Annotated in this window: 19 protein-coding genes and 2 pseudogenes; 7 read left to right on the top strand and 14 right to left on the bottom strand. The window is 66.6% G+C overall.

Annotated elements, in window-relative coordinates:
* Window positions 1-14: 14 nt before the first annotated feature.
* The gene (locus tag APZ21_RS27305; protein WP_054816140.1) at window positions 15-638 is read right to left on the bottom strand and encodes an adenylate kinase family protein; all 624 of its coding nucleotides are present in this window, start codon (window positions 636-638) and stop codon (window positions 15-17) included.
* Window positions 639-792: 154 nt separating this feature from the next.
* Here APZ21_RS27305 and APZ21_RS27310 point away from each other — a divergent pair, with 154 nt between their 5' ends.
* Window positions 793-1422 carry a TetR/AcrR family transcriptional regulator gene (locus APZ21_RS27310; protein WP_239476833.1) on the top strand — a complete coding sequence of 210 codons (630 nt, stop codon included), beginning with the start codon at window positions 793-795 and terminating at the stop codon, window positions 1420-1422.
* Here APZ21_RS27310 and APZ21_RS27315 read toward each other — a convergent pair.
* The 10 genes and pseudogenes from APZ21_RS27315 to APZ21_RS27355 form a co-directional block, all read right to left on the bottom strand.
* The gene (locus APZ21_RS27315; protein WP_054816141.1) at window positions 1364-2353 is read right to left on the bottom strand and encodes an AvrD family protein; all 990 of its coding nucleotides are present in this window, start codon (window positions 2351-2353) and stop codon (window positions 1364-1366) included. The genes APZ21_RS27310 and APZ21_RS27315 overlap by 59 nt on opposite strands.
* Window positions 2354-2387: 34 nt before the next feature.
* The gene (locus tag APZ21_RS27320) at window positions 2388-3365 is read right to left on the bottom strand and encodes a beta-ketoacyl-ACP synthase 3 (RefSeq protein WP_239476834.1); all 978 of its coding nucleotides are present in this window, start codon (window positions 3363-3365) and stop codon (window positions 2388-2390) included.
* A gap of 467 nt (window positions 3366-3832) precedes the next feature.
* Window positions 3833-4087 (bottom strand): 30S ribosomal protein S18, encoded by a 255-nt coding sequence (gene rpsR, locus APZ21_RS27325; RefSeq protein WP_040738992.1) that lies wholly within the window; start codon window positions 4085-4087, stop codon window positions 3833-3835.
* A gap of 31 nt (window positions 4088-4118) precedes the next feature.
* Window positions 4119-4304: pseudogene (locus APZ21_RS33365) on the bottom strand (uS14 family ribosomal protein); the annotation flags it as partial.
* A gap of 447 nt (window positions 4305-4751) precedes the next feature.
* Complete coding sequence (locus tag APZ21_RS27330) at window positions 4752-5192, bottom strand: hypothetical protein (protein ID WP_156371361.1); 441 nt, start codon at window positions 5190-5192, stop codon at window positions 4752-4754.
* Window positions 5193-5303: 111 nt separating this feature from the next.
* Window positions 5304-6077, bottom strand: coding sequence for an MHYT domain-containing protein (locus tag APZ21_RS27335; RefSeq protein WP_082393491.1), 774 nt, complete (start codon window positions 6075-6077; stop codon window positions 5304-5306).
* Window positions 6078-6091: 14 nt separating this feature from the next.
* Window positions 6092-6676: a GTP-binding protein gene (locus APZ21_RS27340; RefSeq protein ID WP_054816145.1), complete on the bottom strand. Its 585-nt coding sequence runs from the start codon at window positions 6674-6676 to the stop codon at window positions 6092-6094.
* A 25-nt stretch (window positions 6677-6701) separates the two neighbouring features.
* Window positions 6702-7076 carry a DUF742 domain-containing protein gene (locus tag APZ21_RS27345; protein ID WP_054816146.1) on the bottom strand — a complete coding sequence of 125 codons (375 nt, stop codon included), beginning with the start codon at window positions 7074-7076 and terminating at the stop codon, window positions 6702-6704.
* A gap of 7 nt (window positions 7077-7083) precedes the next feature.
* Window positions 7084-7494 (bottom strand): roadblock/LC7 domain-containing protein, encoded by a 411-nt coding sequence (locus tag APZ21_RS27350; RefSeq protein ID WP_054816147.1) that lies wholly within the window; start codon window positions 7492-7494, stop codon window positions 7084-7086.
* Window positions 7491-10163: an ATP-binding protein gene (locus APZ21_RS27355; RefSeq protein WP_054816148.1), complete on the bottom strand. Its 2673-nt coding sequence runs from the start codon at window positions 10161-10163 to the stop codon at window positions 7491-7493. Before APZ21_RS27355 ends, APZ21_RS27350 begins: the two co-directional genes overlap by 4 nt.
* A 356-nt stretch (window positions 10164-10519) precedes the next feature.
* Here APZ21_RS27355 and APZ21_RS27360 point away from each other — a divergent pair, with 356 nt between their 5' ends.
* From APZ21_RS27360 to APZ21_RS27385, 6 genes are all read left to right on the top strand, one after another.
* Entirely contained in the window at window positions 10520-11206 is a 687-nt protein-coding gene (locus APZ21_RS27360) for a response regulator transcription factor (protein WP_054816149.1), read from the top strand.
* Window positions 11207-11208: 2 nt separating this feature from the next.
* On the top strand, window positions 11209-12684 hold the full coding sequence (locus APZ21_RS27365; protein ID WP_054816150.1) for an ATP-binding protein: 1476 nt from the start codon (window positions 11209-11211) through the stop codon (window positions 12682-12684).
* Between the two features lie 96 nt (window positions 12685-12780).
* On the top strand, window positions 12781-14181 hold the full coding sequence (locus APZ21_RS27370; RefSeq protein WP_169812127.1) for a S1C family serine protease: 1401 nt from the start codon (window positions 12781-12783) through the stop codon (window positions 14179-14181).
* Between the two features lie 116 nt (window positions 14182-14297).
* The gene (locus APZ21_RS27375; RefSeq protein WP_204249165.1) at window positions 14298-14792 is read left to right on the top strand and encodes a MogA/MoaB family molybdenum cofactor biosynthesis protein; all 495 of its coding nucleotides are present in this window, start codon (window positions 14298-14300) and stop codon (window positions 14790-14792) included.
* Window positions 14793-15489: 697 nt separating this feature from the next.
* A complete protein-coding gene (locus APZ21_RS27380) occupies window positions 15490-16164 on the top strand; it encodes an MspA family porin (protein WP_054816151.1) in 675 nt (224 codons plus the stop codon).
* A gap of 141 nt (window positions 16165-16305) precedes the next feature.
* On the top strand, window positions 16306-16986 hold the full coding sequence (locus APZ21_RS27385; protein ID WP_054816152.1) for an MspA family porin: 681 nt from the start codon (window positions 16306-16308) through the stop codon (window positions 16984-16986).
* A gap of 111 nt (window positions 16987-17097) precedes the next feature.
* Here the strand turns inward: APZ21_RS27385 and APZ21_RS35825 are convergent, their stop codons facing one another.
* The 3 genes and pseudogenes from APZ21_RS35825 to APZ21_RS27390 form a co-directional block, all read right to left on the bottom strand.
* Window positions 17098-17274 (bottom strand): hypothetical protein, encoded by a 177-nt coding sequence (locus APZ21_RS35825; protein ID WP_239476835.1) that lies wholly within the window; start codon window positions 17272-17274, stop codon window positions 17098-17100.
* Window positions 17275-17291: 17 nt separating this feature from the next.
* Window positions 17292-17540: pseudogene (locus APZ21_RS36505) on the bottom strand (MscL family protein); the annotation flags it as partial.
* A 30-nt stretch (window positions 17541-17570) separates the two neighbouring features.
* The gene (locus tag APZ21_RS27390) at window positions 17571-18239 is read right to left on the bottom strand and encodes an SAF domain-containing protein (RefSeq protein ID WP_054816153.1); all 669 of its coding nucleotides are present in this window, start codon (window positions 18237-18239) and stop codon (window positions 17571-17573) included.
* Window positions 18240-18258: the final 19 nt, after the last annotated feature.

Below are 18258 nucleotides of genomic sequence, written 5' to 3' on the forward strand. Positions count from 1 at the left end.
CGGTGGCGGGTTTCCTACGCGGCGTGCAACGCTGCGGTGACCGCGTCGGTGACCGGCATCAGCAGCGGCAGCTGAAACATTCCGGCCACACTGGTGACGATGTCTTCGATACTTCCCGCGGTGACCACATACGGCAGCGCCGAATCGTGTATGGCGTCGCGTAGGAGTTGGTCGGTGGTGATGCGGAAGGTGTCGACGTCGTCGTCGGTGTTGTCCTGGTCGAGGCGGAGATGGACGAATCCGTGATAGGTGCTGCGGGCCCGGCGGTTCACGATATCGGCGAGTGCGCCGAGAAACCGCTGTTCGAACACCCGATACGGTAGATCACGCGGATTGCGGATCCAATGCGAGAGTCGTCTGGTGCGGCGCAGCGCCTCGGCCGCCGCCCATTCGTGCAGTACCGAACCGTCGGAAATGAAGCCGGTCAGACGGGATTCGGTGTCTATGCGCTGTTCGAAGGCCCGGACCGGAGCCTCGACGGTGTATGCCAGCCTGCGCTCGCCGGTGGGCGCGGCCAGGTGATTCGAGATCGTGGCGTAGTCGAGTCCGGTGACCAATGATAACGCCGTGCACACGGTGGTCTTACCCGTTCGCGGCGCGCCGGTGATCGCCAATCGCAGCGCGGGTGTGTCCTTCATCGCGATCCTTGCATCGAGGGTGCTCGTATGCACCGAATCGGCCAGGAGCCAAACGAATTCGAGCTTCGCAACCGGCCGTGAGCTGATGGAAAATCTAGTAATCGGGTGATAACTTGTCAATATGGCCAGACTCAGCGCCGCCGAGCGCCGGGAGATGATTCTCGAGGCGGCGGCGCGTGCGTTTTCGCGCGGTGGATACGCGGGGACCAGCACGGATCTGGTCGCGCTCGAGGCGGGGGTGTCCCAGCCGTACGTCGTGCGGATGTTCGGCAGCAAAGCCGAACTCTTCCATGAGGTTTTCGACCGGGCCGCCGATACGCTGCTGCGCGCCTTCGGCGAGGTCCTCGACGATCCGCGGGCGAACGCGTCGCCGGGGGTCTGGGTGCGACTCGGGGCGGTCTACGAACAGCTGGTCGACGATCGCGAGGTATTGGTGGTCCTGCTGCAAGGCTTCAGCGCCGCCGCCGGACATCACCAGATTGCTGCCGCCGCAAGGCGATTCGTCGCCGAGTTGTACGCGATGCTGGTGCGCGGAACCGGGTGCTCGCCCGCGCGGGCCCGGGAATTCATCGCGCGTGGCATGCTGTTGAACGCGCTGCTCGCGATGAATGCCCCCGGGCACGTCGCCGACGATCCGGCCCTCGCCGCGCTCGCGGACTGCGCGCTCGAGGACGATTGTGGTTTCGACGATGCGCATGACGACCCGAATCTGTTGCGCTATCCCGTTATTCGGGAAGCTGATGGGCCAGCAGGCAGGAGCCGGTCAGACCTTGGAACTCCTTGATCAGTAGATCGGCGCTGCGCCATCGCTTACCGCCGCGATCGATCACCGGCGCCCGGCGCACCTCGACGGTGCCGTCGAAGACCTCGGAGGTGGGCCTGCGCGGGCTGTCGGTGCAGAATTCCAATTTGCGCATCCACAGGGTGTTGCTGCTCGCGCGATCCAGGGAATCCATCTGGTAGAGCAGGATCTGGGACAACTGCGCGGCGCCGACGATCACATCGATCGGGGAGACCGAATTCCAGTACGCGGATTCCGCGCCGACGTATCCGCCTTCCACGCCGACACTGATCTCGTGCCTGCCGGTGATTCTGGTCGCGTCGTCGTCGATGACGATATCCGTGGCGGTGAGCGTGTGGTCCTTGACGCCGTCGAGGAAATAGTGCGGTCCCCGCCCGTGCACATCGCGCAGGGCGCCGACATTGTCGAATCCGGGAAGGTCGAGCGCGCCGGTGCCTGCCGGGTGCGCCATTGTCAGCGTGCCGGTCAGGTTGCCGACCCGGAACGCGAAGGTCGTCTCACATTCCTCGTCCTCGGACTCCGTCGTACCGGTGATCGTGGCGGTGACCGGAATATTGTCCAGATCCACGTGCGGATTCGTGCCGGAGCGGACCGAGGCGTGCCGCACCCAGATGCGCGCGGCCTCGGCGGGCCGCAGGTCGCGGGCGTGGGAGATCGCCGCGTCACAGAGTGAGGTAGCCAACACGATCGTGTCGACGCTGCTGACATGCGGTACGAGTTCGCTGTGTTCCTTGCGAGACCACGCCGCGGGATAACTGAGACTGGCCATCCCGGTGTGCTTGGCGCCGGGTCGGGTGGATCGGGCGATACGGATCGAGTTCAGGTCCGGACAGACCTTCTTGTAGCCCTCACCGAAATAACGATCGGAACGGGGTCCGAGGGGCTCGTCATAGCTGGAAAACAAAGTGGCCATCGCGCACAACTTTCAAGGAGCGGTAAATAACCGATCAGGCGACCTTCGGTAGGTCGAAGACCTGTCCGGCGTATGAGAGGCCTGCCCCGAACGACACTTGTAATGCCAATTGTCCGGGTTTTGCGCGACCTGATTTCACCAGATCGTCGATGGCCAGTGGAAGTGCCGCCGCGGAGGTGTTCCCGGCATGCCGGACATCGTCCGCGACGACAACGGATTCATTGTTCCAGCCGAGTTTGCGAGCGACGCCGTCGATGATTCGGAGATTGGCCTGATGCGGCACGAATACCTCCACATCGGTCAAGGGAATACCGGCCGCCGCGGCAATCTCGGAAACTATTTTGGGGACCGTCGTGGTCGCCCAGCGGAATACTTCGGTGCCCTCCATGTGGATAACCGGCAATCCGACGCGCGTCGGCGCCTCGCACAGTTCCTCCCACGGGGTCTGCTGCCGGATGAGCCGGGCATTGCCGCCGTCGCTGCCCCAGACGGTCTTGCGGATACCGCCCGCCTCGGCGGTACGGGTGATCAGGGCGGCGCCCGCGCCGTCGCCGAAGATGGGAGCCACCGCGCGCTCGGTCATGTCGAGGAATTGACTGAGCTTCTCGGAGCCGATGACCAGCACCGTGTCCGCCTGATCGGCATTGACGAGCGCGGTTGCCTGGCCGATGCCGTGCGCGTAGCCGGAGCATCCGGCGCTGAGGTCGAATGCGGCGGGCCGGTCACAGCCGAGTGCCGCGGCGACGGTGGGGGCGGCGGCCGGAGTCTGATCGGTATAGGTGGATGTCGCGAGGATGACGGCATCGACGTTGCGGGCGGGCGTTTTCGCCGCGGCCAGTGCGGATTCCGCGGCGGCGATCGCCATCGAAATCACGGTTTCATGGGAATCCGCGAATCGCCTCTCGGAAATTCCGGTTCGGGTTAATATCCATTCTTCGTCGACCCCCAGGTCGGAGATCAATTCGGAATTGGAAACAATTCGATCGGGCCGGTAGGTTCCGATCGTCGACATTCCGGCAAATAATGCCGTCATTTTTACCACCCCCGAGAGGTGAAATCAGTCATTTATGTATGAATCAATGTATCACTGCCATTCATTTCTCGAATCAGATCACATGGCTATAACGCCTGTATAACAAGGGACTGTGACGAAGGTCACGTTTTTTGATGCGGTATTGACATTGCACGTCTTCAGCGACCTGAAGTGGCTGGTAGCAAGCGATTGCCAATCGATAGCCGAACATTCGGTTGGCCGAGATGACGCGGGTATGTCCCGGGAATGAACACCGCTTTTAAAAGGAAAGTTTTCCGCGAATTCGCGCCATCGCAACCCTTGTCATCGATAGCTCGACATTGGCTACCGGAGGGTACGGGCGTTGTCGGCAACTCGCGGGTGTCCGTATATGACAAACGGCGCGAGCCGGGGTGAGGTACCCCGGCTCGCGCCGTTCGGGATCGAGGGGTTGCGCGGTTGGCTGGTTACCGGCTGGTAAAGGGGAGCAGGGCCATCTCGCGCGCGTTCTTCACCGCTACCGCGACCTGACGCTGCTGCTGCGGGGTGAGCCCCGTCACCCGGCGGCTGCGAATCTTGCCGCGATCGGAGATGAAGGTGCGCAGCAGGTTCACGTCTTTGTAGTCGACCTTCTCGATCCCCGCGGCGATCAGTGGGTTCTTCTTCGGGCGACGGGCCTGTTCGGCGCGGACCTTCTTCGACGGTGCTCGCTTGACTGCCATATAAGCAATTCCTTCTGCCGGATCGGTAGGTCTACCAGCTCGACTTGTGCACACCGGGTAGTTCACCTCGGTGGGCCATCTCGCGCACGCGCACACGCGAGAGCCCGGACTTCCTGATGAGGTGGCCGCGCGGACATCCGTCCGTGGCGTCCCGGTTGCGCAATCCTACCGGACCGGCATCTCACGGCAGTCGTCGCAGTGCTGTGCGTGCGGTCGCCGCCGAGGCTGTCGCCGCGGGGTCGCGGAACACTCCGCAACCGCGCGCGCCGGTCACCCGCCTCGGCCGTGATTCGACCCAGGCACTCGGCCCGGGGCGGGAATTCGCATCGGGGTGTCGGTGGCTCGGGCGTGTCACGGTTGATCTCTATGGCAATCAAACAGTTACCAGCATGGCGTGATTCATATGGGGCTATTCTGAAGTTACCGCTTGCGTGCCGGTAACTGCCGAACCGAATACATACTGCGAGTTTGATTTTGCGGTCCGGAAAAGTCTTCGGGAAGTGATGAAATCGATCTCACACGCCGGTACCCTCATGCGAGAGGGCGGGTTCTCCCGGTTCCGGGAGAACCCGCTCATCGCCAAAGTCTCGGTCGTTCGGGCCGAAATATCCGCCGAATACGGTGTCCGCGGGCACATTCGAGCGTAGACAACGGCGATCCGCGCCTACCGCTCCTTCGCTCGATCGGTGAGGGAATCCGCCCGGCCCGCACTCGGCGCGCCGGGGTCGGCTTGGCCGAGTCCCGGAAGTTCCGGCAGTAGCGCTTCCAGTCGATTCCATTGCGCGCCAAGGAAATCCGCAGGACCTTCGATCAGCGACAGCGGCCACGGCAGGCGGCGCTCTTCCAGCCTGCGCACCTCGTTCGCGAGGTCGGCCGTGGTGACCTCCAATTCGCTGATCTCCGTGCGCAATTCACCCACCTGGGCGCGCAGTGCCGCGGCCTGGTCCTCCAGCTCCTCGATGCGCCGCAGTGCGGCGGCGACACCCTCGACGAGAGTGCGATCATGGCCGTCGGCGCCCGCGCCGAGTTGCGGCCAGCCCGTGAGACCGGGACCGCGCAATTGGACCTGGATATCGCGCAGCACTGCCTCTTGCTCCGGCGTCACGTCCGGCTCCTCCCGTACGGCATCACATCGGCGGGCGCCCGCGTCACGTACCGGACCGCCGGTCGCCCAGCATAATTCGAGCCGCGGCGAATCGCCGCGGCTCGCGTCGGATCAGCTCAGCAATCCCGCTTCGGGTGTTCGCGCGGCGGGAGGGATGGTCGCCACGCCGCGCCGATCCGGGGCGATCAGGACCGCGGTGATCGGCACCGCCAGCGAGAGCATGCCCACGACGAACATCGGAACCAGGAAGGTGAACAGGTCCTCGCCGTCGGGCACCGAGATCCGGGAATCCACACGGATATCGATCCCCGCCAACCACAGGTAGTGCGCGCCGATGACGGCCAGTCCGAACACCAGCGCGCCGCCCGCCAGCGCGGACAGCGGCCACGCGTGCAGGACGAACCACAGCGTGATGAGCGACAGGCAGGTCAGCAGGGCGATCGACCCGATGATCGGCGCCCACTTCAGCTCCACCGAGCCGCGGACCTGGATGGCGTCCATGCCGACGTACATCGTCAGCGCCAATCCCGCCGACATCGCGAGCGCGCTGCCGATCAGCCTGGGCCACTGCAACCGGTCGCCGAGGAAGATCAGACCGGCGAAGATCGCGAGCCCGGCCAGCACCGCCGCGCCGAGCAGACGCGTGATGTCGTAGCGGAACACCGCGCCGCCGGGACCGTTGACGCCGAGCATCGAGACGAATATGGCCAACCAGACGCCGACCGCGCCGATCGACACCGCCGCCGCGGTCAGCCACACCGTGCGGAAGCGGGCGGTGACGGACTTCTTCGACTGCCTGATGCACGTGAACCCGACCAGCGCGCCCGCGGCCGCGACAAGCACCGAAAGACCGAGCACCCAGTAGCCCATTGCGAAATAGCTCACGCGTGGTTCCTCTACTACCCCTGGCCGACGGGCTGTTCGCGTTGCAGCTCGGCGAGGCGCTGAATGGCGTATTCGGTGACCGCGGCGAGCGATTGACGCACCTCCATCGCATTGCGCGCGTCGATGTCGACGATCGGCACGCCGGAGCGCACCGACAGCGCCTCGCGCAGTTCGCCGACCGGAAAGCGCGGAGCGTCGGGGAAACGGTTGACCGCCACCAGGAACGGCAGGCCGCGGGCCTCGAAGAAGTCGACCGCGGCGAAGCTGTCCTCGATGCGACGGGTGTCGACCAGCACCACCGCGCCGATGGCGCCCCGGATCAGGTCGTCCCACATGAACCAGAATCGGCGCTGGCCCGGTGTGCCGAACAGGTACAGCACCAGGTTGCCCGGCAGCACGATGCGGCCGAAATCCATGGCGACGGTGGTGGTCTGCTTACCCGGTGTGGCCGCGAGATCATCGATGCCGTCGGAGAAGCCGGTCACCATCGCCTCGGTGCGCAGCGGGACGATTTCGGAAACCGCGCCGACGAAGGTCGTCTTGCCCGCGCCGAAACCGCCTGCGACAACGATTTTCGTCGAGGCGGTGCGGTTGTCCATCGGGGCCGAGCCGTACGGCTGGGCGTTATAGGGCGCGGAGTCCACGCAATGTCCTCTCCATCAGTATTCGGCGCTCGTCATAGCTCGCCTGGTCGCTCAGCGTCGAATGCACCCGCAGCGTGCCTGCGACCACCAGATCACCGATGACGACCCGGACCAGGCCCAGGGGTCGCTGCAATTTGGCCGAGATCTCGGCGACCGAGAGTCGCGCGGTTCCGAGCCGCACGATATCGGTGCGCAGATCGCCGACCGGCCATTCGAAATGTGCAGTGTAGGAGATGGTCTCGATGACCGCCTCCAAGGGAAGGTCGACCGCCGGCTCGGTACGTCCGGAAGTCAGCGCGTATGGGCGGACGCGGGTCGGGGGTGTTCCCGGCCCCCCGCCGGAAGGATTGGACATCGCACTCTCAGACAGCCGTACGGGCGGTGGCCGAGACCACGGACCCGACCCGGTCCACGAGCAGTGCCATCTCGTATCCGATGCGGCCGATATCGTGCGTCTTGTTCGCCAGCACGGCCAGGTGCGAGCCGTTGCCGACCGTCATCACCAGCAGATAACCCCGCTGCATGTCGACGATCGACTGCATGACCTTGCCGCCGTTGAACAACTGCGCCGCACCCGTCGACAGACTCGCCAGACCCGCGGTCACCGCGGCGAGCTGTTCGGCGCGGTCCGAGGGCAGATGCGGGCTGGTGGCCTGGAGCAGACCGTCGGCGGAGACGAGCACGGCGTGGGTCACGCCGGGAACATCCCGGGTGAACCGGGTGACCAGCCAGTTGAGGTTCTCGTCCGTAGTGGTACCTGATTTGTCGCTCATGCAAGCCCTCCATCGTTGTACTGGGCGTCGGCCCGTCCACTGCGGACCCCGCTGAGATGCCTGGTCAGGCTGTTACGAATTTCTTCCGGATTCCGGGTGTTGGCCTCCTCGACGGGCGAGAGCCCGCCGGGAACCAATTGGGCGCCGGGTTGGCGGATGGGCAGACCGCCCGAGGTGCGTCCCGACGTCGTCGGGTTGCTCGCCTCGGCGGCCGCGGCCCAACCCGCGTCGGCCGGGGAAGTCCAGGGGGTGACCTCTTCGGCGTCCTCGGGGCTCGAGGAAGAAGGCTCGACCAGCCATTCGGAGACCATGCGTTGATAGATCGGGGTCGGCGACTCGGTGGTGACCGGACGCAAACCGGTGGCGGTGGTTGTGGGGGACACCGCGGTGGAAATCGGTTCTGGTTCGATGGCTCGCGGGGCGGACACGGGTGCGTAGGTCGAGGTCTCGGCCCAGACGTCGACGTGCGCGGGCTCGGCCGAACGCGACTGGTACGAGTCCGAGGACGACAGCGCGGGCGGCTCGGCCGGGCGCGCACGGTCGTCCCTGAAGGGCCGCGACAGGCGACCGGGATCGGTCGCCTCGATGTCGATGACCGGGCTGGAGCCGGAGGTGTTCTCGCGATCCGCGGGCGCCGCGACCCGGATGGCGGGCCTGCGCTGCGGCAGCGAGGAGGTGGGCGAACTGCTCACCTCGTAGGAGGAGGTGTGCTCGGGCAGTGCGGGGCTCGGCACCGGGACCAGCATCCGCGGCTGCGGCGCGGTGGCCGCGGGGGAGGCCAGTTGCAGGGGCGGGTTGTGCTGCGGACCGTTCTCGGGTGACATCGGCACCGGGGACACGAGCGTTCCGGGTAGGTGCACGCTCGCGGTGATGCCGGGCTGCTGTGCCATGGCCGAGGTGCGGCGCAGGTTGACCGTGATGTTGTGGCGCTTGGCGAGACGGCCGACGACGAACAGGCCCATGCGGCGGGCGGTTTCGACGGTGACCTCACCACCGGAGGCGAGATGGTCGTTGGTGGTCTTGAGGTCCTCGTTGGACATGCCGAGACCGCGGTCGATGATCTCGATCAGGTAGCCGCCGTCGACCGCGCGGGCCACCGACACCGCGACCGGAGTGGTCGGCGGCGAGTAGCGCAGCGCGTTGTCGATGAGTTCGGCGAGCAGGTGCTCGATGTCGACGGCGGGTTCACCGGGCACGATGCCGTCGGGCGCGGTGCCGATCTCGACGCGCTGGTAGTCCTCGACCTGGGAGACCGCGCTCCACAGCATGTCCGATAGCGGCACCGGCGGCAGATGCCCGCGGCGCAGCGCGGTACCGGCGAGCACCAGCAGGTTGTCGCCGTTGCGGCGCATACGGGTGGCGAGGTGGTCGAGGCGGAACAGGCTCTGGAGCCGATCGGAGTCGTCCTCGTCGTGTTCGAGCTCCTCGATGAGGGTGAGCTGCTGCTCGACGAGGGACTGGCTGCGGCGCGAGAGGGTTTCGAACATGCTGCCGATCTGCAATCGCAGACGGGCCTGTTCACCGGCGAGGTGGAGCGCGGCGAGGTGGATGTCGTCCACGGCGCGGGCCAGCTGGCCTATCTCCTCGGTGGTGTCGATATCGATCTGGCTGGTGTCCGGTGTGCTTCCGCCGGAACGCACCACCTCGATCTCGTTGGGCAGGTCGACGTGGGCGACCTGGAGCGCGCCGTGGCGCAGTCGGCGAATCGGCACGACCAGCGAGCGAGCGACCGCGAGGGCGAGCACCAGACCGGCGAGCAGGGTGGCGACCACGATCGCGATATCGCGCAGCACCACGCTGCGCAGTTCGGCGGTCCGGTCGGCGAGTTTGACGTCGATCAGGTCGAGCAGCGCGGACTTGGCGTCGCGGTAGCCGGTGACGCTGGAGTCGAGCGCGCCCTGGATCACCGGATTGTCCGAGGCATTGGCGTTCTGGGCGAACGCGCCGATGCGGGTCTGCACGGCTTCGATCAGGGCGCTGGCGTTGGCCGCCGAATCAGGACTCAGCTGCGCGTAGATGTTCACGACGACGATCTCGGCGCCGAGAGTCGTCAGCAGATTGGCTTTGACGGCCTGATTGTTGCCCGCGGCGTCCAGGGTCGAGACCATGATGTATTCCTGCGTCAGCAGGCGGCTGGCGTTCGCCATCAGGCCCAGTTGCAGGAAGTAGCGCTGGATGACGATTTCCTCGATCGAACTCGATACCGAGGTCGCGTTGATGATGCGGGTGCCGACCTCGCCGACTTGTTCGGCGATGGTGACGGGGGAACTGCTGCGCAATCCGTTGCGCAGGTTGCGGCCCGCCGCCAGCGAGGCGGTCAGTTCCTTGGTGACATTGCTGGGCTCGAGCGTGCGCAGCGTGGTTTCCAGATCGGCGGCGGCCTGATCGAACTTGGCGCCGACATTGTCGATATCAGGACTTGACGCCCCCGAGGTGACTGCGGTCACCGCGAGCTGTTCGGCGGCGGCGCCGTATCCCAGCATCGGGCGCAGCAGCCGAGCCTGCGCGGCGGCGCCGTCGAGCTGCGAAATCATGGCGAGCTCGTCGTTGATCCGCAACACCGCGAACGTCGAGGCCAGTACAACCGGTAGCAGCAGTACCACGCCGACCTTGCGGGTGACAGACCAGTTGGACAGCCTGAATTGCCTGGAACGCGGTGATGATTCCATCCGCTTCCGTCGCCTCCACTCCGCGCGGGGTCCCCGGTGGCTTGTGGCTGTTCAACATAAGTATGGGATGAACCTGCTGAGAACCAACTCGAGGTCTTCTTTTTACCGCAGGGAACATACCGTGCTAGCTGGGCAAGGGCAATCTGGGGCACCCCCGTTGATAAGCCTCGAATATGGCTGAGCAGAACGTGTTTCGTACACAATCCGGTTTCCCGGATGGCGTGAATCGGACGATTCATTAGAAATGCGCTGGTCACCGCCGGTAGACCGGTCTTCCGCGCACCGCGGATCCCGGTACGGCGTGTCGCAAGTGCGCCTCTCAGTGCGCTCTCAGTCGGTGCGGTCAAACTGGTGGCATGCGCATTCTGGTAGTCGACGACGATCGGGCCGTCCGCGAATCGCTGCGCCGTTCGTTGACCTTCAACGGCTACTCCGTCGACCTCGCCGTCGACGGCGTCGACGCACTGGAGAAGGCCACCGCGCAGCGGCCCGACGCCCTCGTACTCGATGTCATGATGCCGCGCCTCGACGGTCTCGAAGTGTGCCGTCGGCTGCGCAGCACCGGCGACGATCTGCCGATTCTGGTTTTGACAGCACGCGATTCGGTCTCCGAGCGCGTCGCCGGGCTCGACGCGGGCGCCGACGACTATCTGCCCAAACCCTTCGCCCTCGAAGAATTGCTCGCGCGCCTGCGGGCGCTGCTGCGCCGCCGCGCCTCCGATCCGAGCGAGACCTCAGAGGCCATGCAGTTCGCGGATCTGTCCCTCGATCCGGTCACCCGCGAGGTTTCCCGCGGCGAACGTTCCATCAGTCTCACTCGAACCGAGTTCTCACTGCTGGAAATGCTGATGGCCAATCCGCGCCGGGTGTTGACCCGCAGCCGCATCCTGGAAGAGGTCTGGGGATACGACTTCCCGACCTCCGGCAATGCGCTCGAGGTCTATATCGGTTATCTGCGCCGCAAAACCGAGGCCGAGGGCGAGCCCCGATTGATCCACACCGTTCGCGGTGTCGGATACGTCCTACGCGAAACTCCTCCGTGATCATGGGACGAAGCGTTCCCCGGCGATCCACGATCGCCACGCTCGGCCCGCGCCTGTCCGAACCCGCGGATATGCGCCCGCCCATGCCGCTCACCCGGTCGGTGTCGCTGCGCTGGCGGGTCACGCTGCTGGCCGCGTCACTGGTCGCGGTCGCGGTCGCGGTGACATCCATCGCCGCCTACGCCCTGGTGGCGCGCGCGCTGTACGCCGATGTCGATCAGCAGTTGCACGACCGCGCCAACGCGATCATCGCCAGCAACGCCTACGGGTTCAACACCCTCAACGTCATGGTCGCCGCGGCCTTCTACACCGACAGCGGCATCGCGCTGATCTACGGACCCGAATACCCGCCCTACGTCCCGCCGCAGCGCACCACACCGCCGGTCGGCGAACCGGAACTCGCCGTCGCGCGGGGCGAGCGCGTCTCGTCGCTGCGCACCGCCGACAATCAGCGCGTGCTCGCGGTGAGCACCAAGACCGGGCCGACCCTGGTCATCTCCCAGCGACTGGAACCGACCCGCGAAGTCCTCGACCGGCTTTCGTGGCTGCTGTTCGTGGTCGGCGGCTGCGGGGTCATCGCCGCCGCCGCGATGGGCACCGCGGTCGGGCGCACCAGTCTGCGCCCGGTCGCGCGCCTGACCGCCGCCACCGAGCGCATCGCGCGCACCGACGACCTGACCCCCATCCCGGTCACCGGCGACGACGAACTGGCCAGACTCACCGAGAGTTTCAATGCGATGCTGCGGGCGCTGGCCGAATCGCGCGACCGCCAGAGCAGACTCATCGCCGACGCGGGCCACGAATTGCGCACGCCGCTGACCTCGCTGCGCACCAACATGGAATTGCTCATCGCCTCGAGCCGGCCCGGCGCGCCGCGGGTGCCCGACGAGGACATGGCCGAATTGCGCAGCGACGTGATGGCCCAGATCGAGGAACTGTCGACACTGGTCGGGGATCTGGTCGACCTGGCCCGCGAGGACGCGCCCGAGGCCATCTACGAGCGGGTCGACCTCGGTGAGGTGACCGAGCGCGCGCTGGAGCGGGTGCGCCGCAGGCGCGCGGGCATCGATTTCGTCGCCGAACTGCGTCCGTGGTTCGTCTACGGCCACGACGCGGGCCTCGAACGCGCGGTGCTCAATATCCTCGACAACGCGGCCAAATGGAGTCCGGCGGGCGCGCAGGTCTTCGTGACCATGCGCGAGACCGGCCGCGGACTGCTCGAATTGTCGGTCGACGACGCCGGTCCCGGCATTCCGGCGGGCGAACGCGAATTGGTCTTCGAACGGTTCTACCGGACCACGGCCGCCCGTTCGATGCCCGGCTCAGGACTCGGTCTCGCGATCGTGAAGCAGGTCGTCACCAAACACGGCGGCACCATCACCCTGGACACCTCGGCCCGCGGCGGCACTCTCATGCGCATGGTGCTGCCCGGTGAGGCGGCCGTCCCGGTCGACACCGCGGCGGACGCGCCCGGGTAGCGTGGCCACATCTCGGAGAACTGAAAGCGCGGTCTCAGTCCGCTCTAAGCCGTCGTCGCCAAGCTTGGGACAGACGTTGAGGAGAAATGAGAAACCATGACCGAGGATTTCCAGAATCGCCAAGGGGAGCCGGGGGGCTCGGGCACTGGTGCGGGCCACCATCCGACCCGGCAGATCCCGGCCGCACCCCAATCGCAGACCGGTGAGCAGGCAATCTGGGGCCGGCCAATGCCCGATGCACCGCAGGCGGCCAGCGGGCACACCGCACCGCAGCATGTCCATACCCGCACCTTCGCCGCGCACGGTGCGGACCAGGGCTTCTCCGGCCCGGCATATCCGCCGCCGCCGGAATCGGGGTCCGGCGTGGCCTTCGGCGCCGCGCAACCGCCGCGTCGCCCGGTGCGCACCGGGCTGATCGCGGGTGTCGTGGCGCTGGCGCTGGTCAGCGGTGGTGTCGGCGGTGCGGTCGGCGCGGTGGTCGCGGGTGGTGACGGTGGCCGCGCTCCGGTCACCAACGCGCTCGACGCGCCCAAGCCCAACGTCAGCAATGTCTCGAACGCCCCCGCCGGCTCCACCCAGGCGGTCGCGCAGAAGGTGCTGCCGAGCGTGGTCATGATCAAGGTGGCAGGCAATCGCGCCGAGGGCGAAGGCTCCGGGGTAGTCCTGTCCTCCGACGGCCTGATCCTGACCAACAACCATGTCGCGGCGGGCGGCGGCGTCGGCAGCAAGATGGAGGTCGTCTTCTCCGACGGCACCACCGCGCCCGCCACCCTGGTCGGCGCCGACCCGGTCTCCGACCTCGCGGTCATCCGGGTGCAGGGCAAGAACGGGCTCACCCCGATCGAACTCGGCGCCTCCGCTGGGCTCCAAGTCGGCCAGCCGGTGATCGCCATCGGATCTCCGCTCGGACTCGCGGGCACCGTGACCACCGGTATCGTCTCCGCGCTCAACCGGCCGGTCTCCACCCAGGGGGAGAGCGCGACAAGTCAGGTGAATCCGGTCATCGACGCGATCCAGACCGACGCCGCGATCAACCCGGGCAACTCCGGTGGCGCGCTGGTCGACGGCAGCGGCAAACTCATCGGCATCAACACCGCCATCGCCAGTCTCGGCGCGGGCGAAAGCAGCGGTTCGCAGAGCGGTTCCATCGGCCTGGGCTTCGCCATTCCCGTGGATCAGGCCCGCCGCGTCGCCGACGAACTCATCAAGAGCGGCCGCGCCACCTACGCGCAGATCGGCATCAAACTGCGGCCGCAGGACACCGCGGCCCGGGTGCTCGAGTCCACGCCGGACGGTCCGGCCGCCAAGGCGGGCATTCCCGAGGGCGCGGTGATCACCCGGCTCGACGACCGGCCCATCGACTCCGGCAATGCGCTGATCGCCGCGGTCCGCTCGCATCAGCCCGGCGACAAGGTCAAGGTCACCTACACCGACGCGCAGGGCAACAACGCCAAGACCGTCGAGGTGACCCTGTCGCCCGCGGACGGTACGCGGTGACGCGGAACGGACGGCGCCCGCCGACGATCTTCGAACTCGCCGACACCGCACTGTTCGAACCGGGGTTGACCAGCGCCGCGGTCGATCTGCTCGGCGCAGGCGCTACGGTGAGCACCATGGAAATCGATGCTCCTGTGGCGGGGCGTGCACTTGTTGTGGTCGTCGACGATCGAACGGCGCATGGAGGTGAGGATTCGCTCGGCCCGCTGGTCACCGAGCTGCTCACCGAGGCGGGTTTCCTCGTCGACGCCTCGGTCTCGGTGCAGGCCGACGAGGTCGAGATTCGCAACGCGCTCAACACCGCGGTGATCGGTGGCGTCGACCTGGTCATCTCGGTGGGTGGCACCGGCATGTCGCCGCGTGACGTGACGCCAGAGGCGACCTCGCAGGTGCTCGATCGCGAACTGCCCGGCATCAGCGAGGCGCTGCGCGCCTCCGGGCGGGTGGCCGGATCGCTGGACGCCGGGCTCTCGCGCGGTCTCGCCGGCGTATCGGGCAGCACCCTGGTGGTGAACCTGCCGGGCACCCGGGCGGCCGTCCGCGACGGCATGGCGACGCTCGGGCCGCTCGCCAGCAAGGCGATCGGCGAACTCTCGGGTTTGGTGGAGTAGATTTCCGCCGCCGAATCCTCCGACGACCCTCGCCCGGCGCAGCGCCGGGCGAGGGATGCGGCGCGTCTGGCCGACATCTTCGGTGACGCGCTGCCCGAGACGACCTCCGACGAGCGCGATCCGGCCACCGGGCGCGGCGCCGCCGACGACGACTGGTACCGATCGCAGGTGCCGCCCCATCACGGTTGAGCCGCCCAGCTACGGATCTACGCCATAGAAGCGTACGTAGGCCGCCCGTAGCTCTACCGGCGATATTCGAACTCGACCCGTGTTTCACACCATCTGATGCGGTTTTCGATAGTAATCACCGGATGGATTTCTTGTGAACCGAATCTTTCCAATGGGCGAATCCCACATTTCGCACCAATTGTTTCCGCGTGTCGATCCATGTCTATACCGCAGCGCAGTGATTCTCATCACATTCGATCTTTACGGAAGCCCGCGTTGCCAGGCTGTTACCGACGGTTTACTCTTCGCCTGAGCCACTCAACACTGGATCCACGGGCCCGAGGCGCCACGTACGTGGTCGACTCGGCGGAATCCGGGCTCGGTTCCGATTGCCAGCTCGTGCCGTTGCGCCGAAATAACAGCCGGTTACATATCGGCAACAAAGGGGCGACAAACTGAGCTGGGCCTGAGAGGACCAATGTCCACCTCGATGGTCGAGGTTGACTGTTTGAACCTGATGAGGGGAAGTATGAGCGAGAACCGCACCAACGGTCTGCGTCGCGGTGCCCGCGTCGCGGGCGTCGGCGCCGCAGCGGCCGTTGCCATGGGCCTGCTTTCGACCGGCGCTGCCAATGCCGACACCTTCGTGCCGTTGCCGGACGGTCAGAAGGTTGGTCCCGGCGTGACCATCACCCGCACCGGGGAACACGCCTTGGTTTCGCCGTCCATGGCCGCCAACGGCGCGGGACGCGTCGTCTGGGTCTCGGGTAACGCTACCGCCGATGTCACCGTCACCCCCGAAGGCGAGGTCGGCCCCAACAACGGCCCCGCGGGCGGTCCGGGCACCAACAATTCGTCGACTCACGGTGCGTCCCAGCTGAGTACCGGCTACCTCGTCGGTTGCCAGGTGAGCATTGCCGACGACGCGATCTCCGCGGGCGTGTCCGGCGGTATCAACCTCGACGGCGGCAGCCTCGGCGGCTCCATCGGCTTGCAGCTCGGCCCCGGCGAAGTGAAGTTCGTGCAGATCGACTACAAGGACATCCTGAAGCCCGGCGTCTACTCGGTGGAGTACCAGGACGCCGAGATCGAGATCCAGGGCTGCGCCGGCTACGCCCAGGCGCGGTCGTACACCGTTGTAGAGATCGTCGGTGACCACTACTCGAAGACCACCCTCTACGGGATGCCGTTCAGCATCGGCTGACGTCTTCTCTTCGGACACCGCACCGTGTGTGTGAGTTCGAACGCGCCGCCCCCGGCGACCGCGCGGAGTCGTACGTCGCACACCTGATCACGAACATTCTTCTCGCTGAAGCGAATTCAACCCTCGAGGGGTACATACAAAATGATCAACCGTAAGAACCTGGCACGGATGGCCGGTGTCGGCGCCGCAGCCACCGTCGCCCTCGGCCTGTTCTCCACCGGCGCTGCCAACGCCGACACCTTCGTCCCGCTGCCCGGTGGCGAAATCGTCAAGACGCTCTCCGACGGCACCGTGGTGACGGTCCGCCTGGTCGGCGAGTCCGCCAACATCAGCCCATCCATGGGTTCCACTCCGGTGCACCGCAATGCGTGGGTCTCCGGTAGCGCCCAGGTCGAACTGTCCGGCACCGGTGCGGATGTGGGCGGCAAGATCTTCCCGGGCTATACCGTCGGCTGCCAGGTGAACATCGCGGGCGGCGGCGCCACCGGCGGCGTCGAGGGCTCGCTGGACTGGAGCGACGGCGAGAACGTCAAGCCCGGCATCGGCGCCAGCTCCGGCGGCGACCTGTCCCTCGGCCCCGGCCAGGCCAAGTCGTTCTACATCCTCGACCTCGAAGAGGCCGATGACTTCGGTAGCGAAAGCCACAAGAAGCGCAACAAGTTCAGTGGTTCGAGCGGCTCGGTCACCTGGGCGGACTCCACCATCGGCCTGAGCGGCTGTGGCGGCTACGCGCAGGCTCGCGCCTTCGTCAGCGTCGAGGTCGAGACCGAGAACGTCGTCACCTGGGTCACCCTGTGGGGTCAGCCGTTCAGCCTCGGCTGATCGTCACCGACCACCGTCACAACGGGCCCGTCGCCACCGCGACGGGCCCGCTGTGTGTTCGGGGACCGCGGCGCCGGTTCACCGCCGCCGCTCGCCGCGCCCGGGAGCGGATCACGGAGCCTGATCGGCACGTCGGAATCGCCGTGCTTCTCCTCGCCCCGCGGCGGTGTGCTTCTCGGCGTGGGCCGCGGGTTGGATGAGCGCGAGGATGAAATTGAGGGCCACGGTAATGGCCGGAGCCGCCTGAATGGATGTCGCCGATTTTTCGGCAACAAACTGGAGACCCATGCCGAATTCATTTGTCCGCCGGATGCGGCCAGGATCGGATTTATTACCCCATTCGTGAATGCGCTGACAATGGCGACGAACGAGGCGCCGATGACCACGGCTACCGGCAGGTGGGCGACATTTTCGTGCGACAGGTAATTCTCGAAACTTTCGAGCATTGCTGCTGTCTCCCATGGATGGAGCCGACTCACCGCATTACGTGGTAATGATGACGGCTGCCGGTTCAATCCGAATGGCAAATATTCAGTGACCCAATTCGAGGTCATTTGGGAGAGGCGACGCTCCCACGAAGGCGCTCAGTGGAAGACGACGGTGAGCGCCGTGTGCAAGGACGCGGCGGCGACCGCGACGGCATGATCGGAATCCATCGCGACCAGCACCACCCGTTCGGCCGAGGTTCTTCGCTCACCCGGGGCCGAGACGAGTACCACGGCGGCGTCGGTGGCCAGCGTGCGCGCGGGTCCGGCGCCGGGACCCGCGGTCTCCTCGGCGGCGATCACGTCGACCCGGTCGCCCGCGCGCAGGATGGCGGCCACGGCGGTGTCGGCGAGGCGCAATGGCACGATTCGCGCGTCGCGGGCGCCGACCGCCGCCGCGGCCAATCGCGGGCCGACGGTCCGCAGGTCGGTGAATATCTCGCCCGCGCGCATGGCCCCGGTCAGCGTCGCGCCGAGCAGCTGTCCGGGCGCACGCACGGTGCCATCGGGTAATCCGCCGGATTCGCGCGGGGCCATTCGCAAGTCGGCGGCGGACAGCGATGTGCCGGGCGTGAGATCGCGGGCGGCGACCACGACGTCGACATGTCGGGTATCGGGATCGCCGCGCAGCGACAGCACGATCGCGGTGACGGTGAGCGCGGCGGCCAGCAGCCTACGGACCAGCAATTGGTCGGCCCAGGGCGGCCGGTTGTCCAGTGCCGCCCGCAATGGGCTGCCTCGGCCGAGGTCGGTGCGCGATCGGATCATGGCCGCAGCCTATGGGCGC

Source organism: Nocardia arizonensis, assembly GCF_001310275.1.
Lineage (GTDB): Bacteria > Actinomycetota > Actinomycetes > Mycobacteriales > Mycobacteriaceae > Nocardia > Nocardia arizonensis.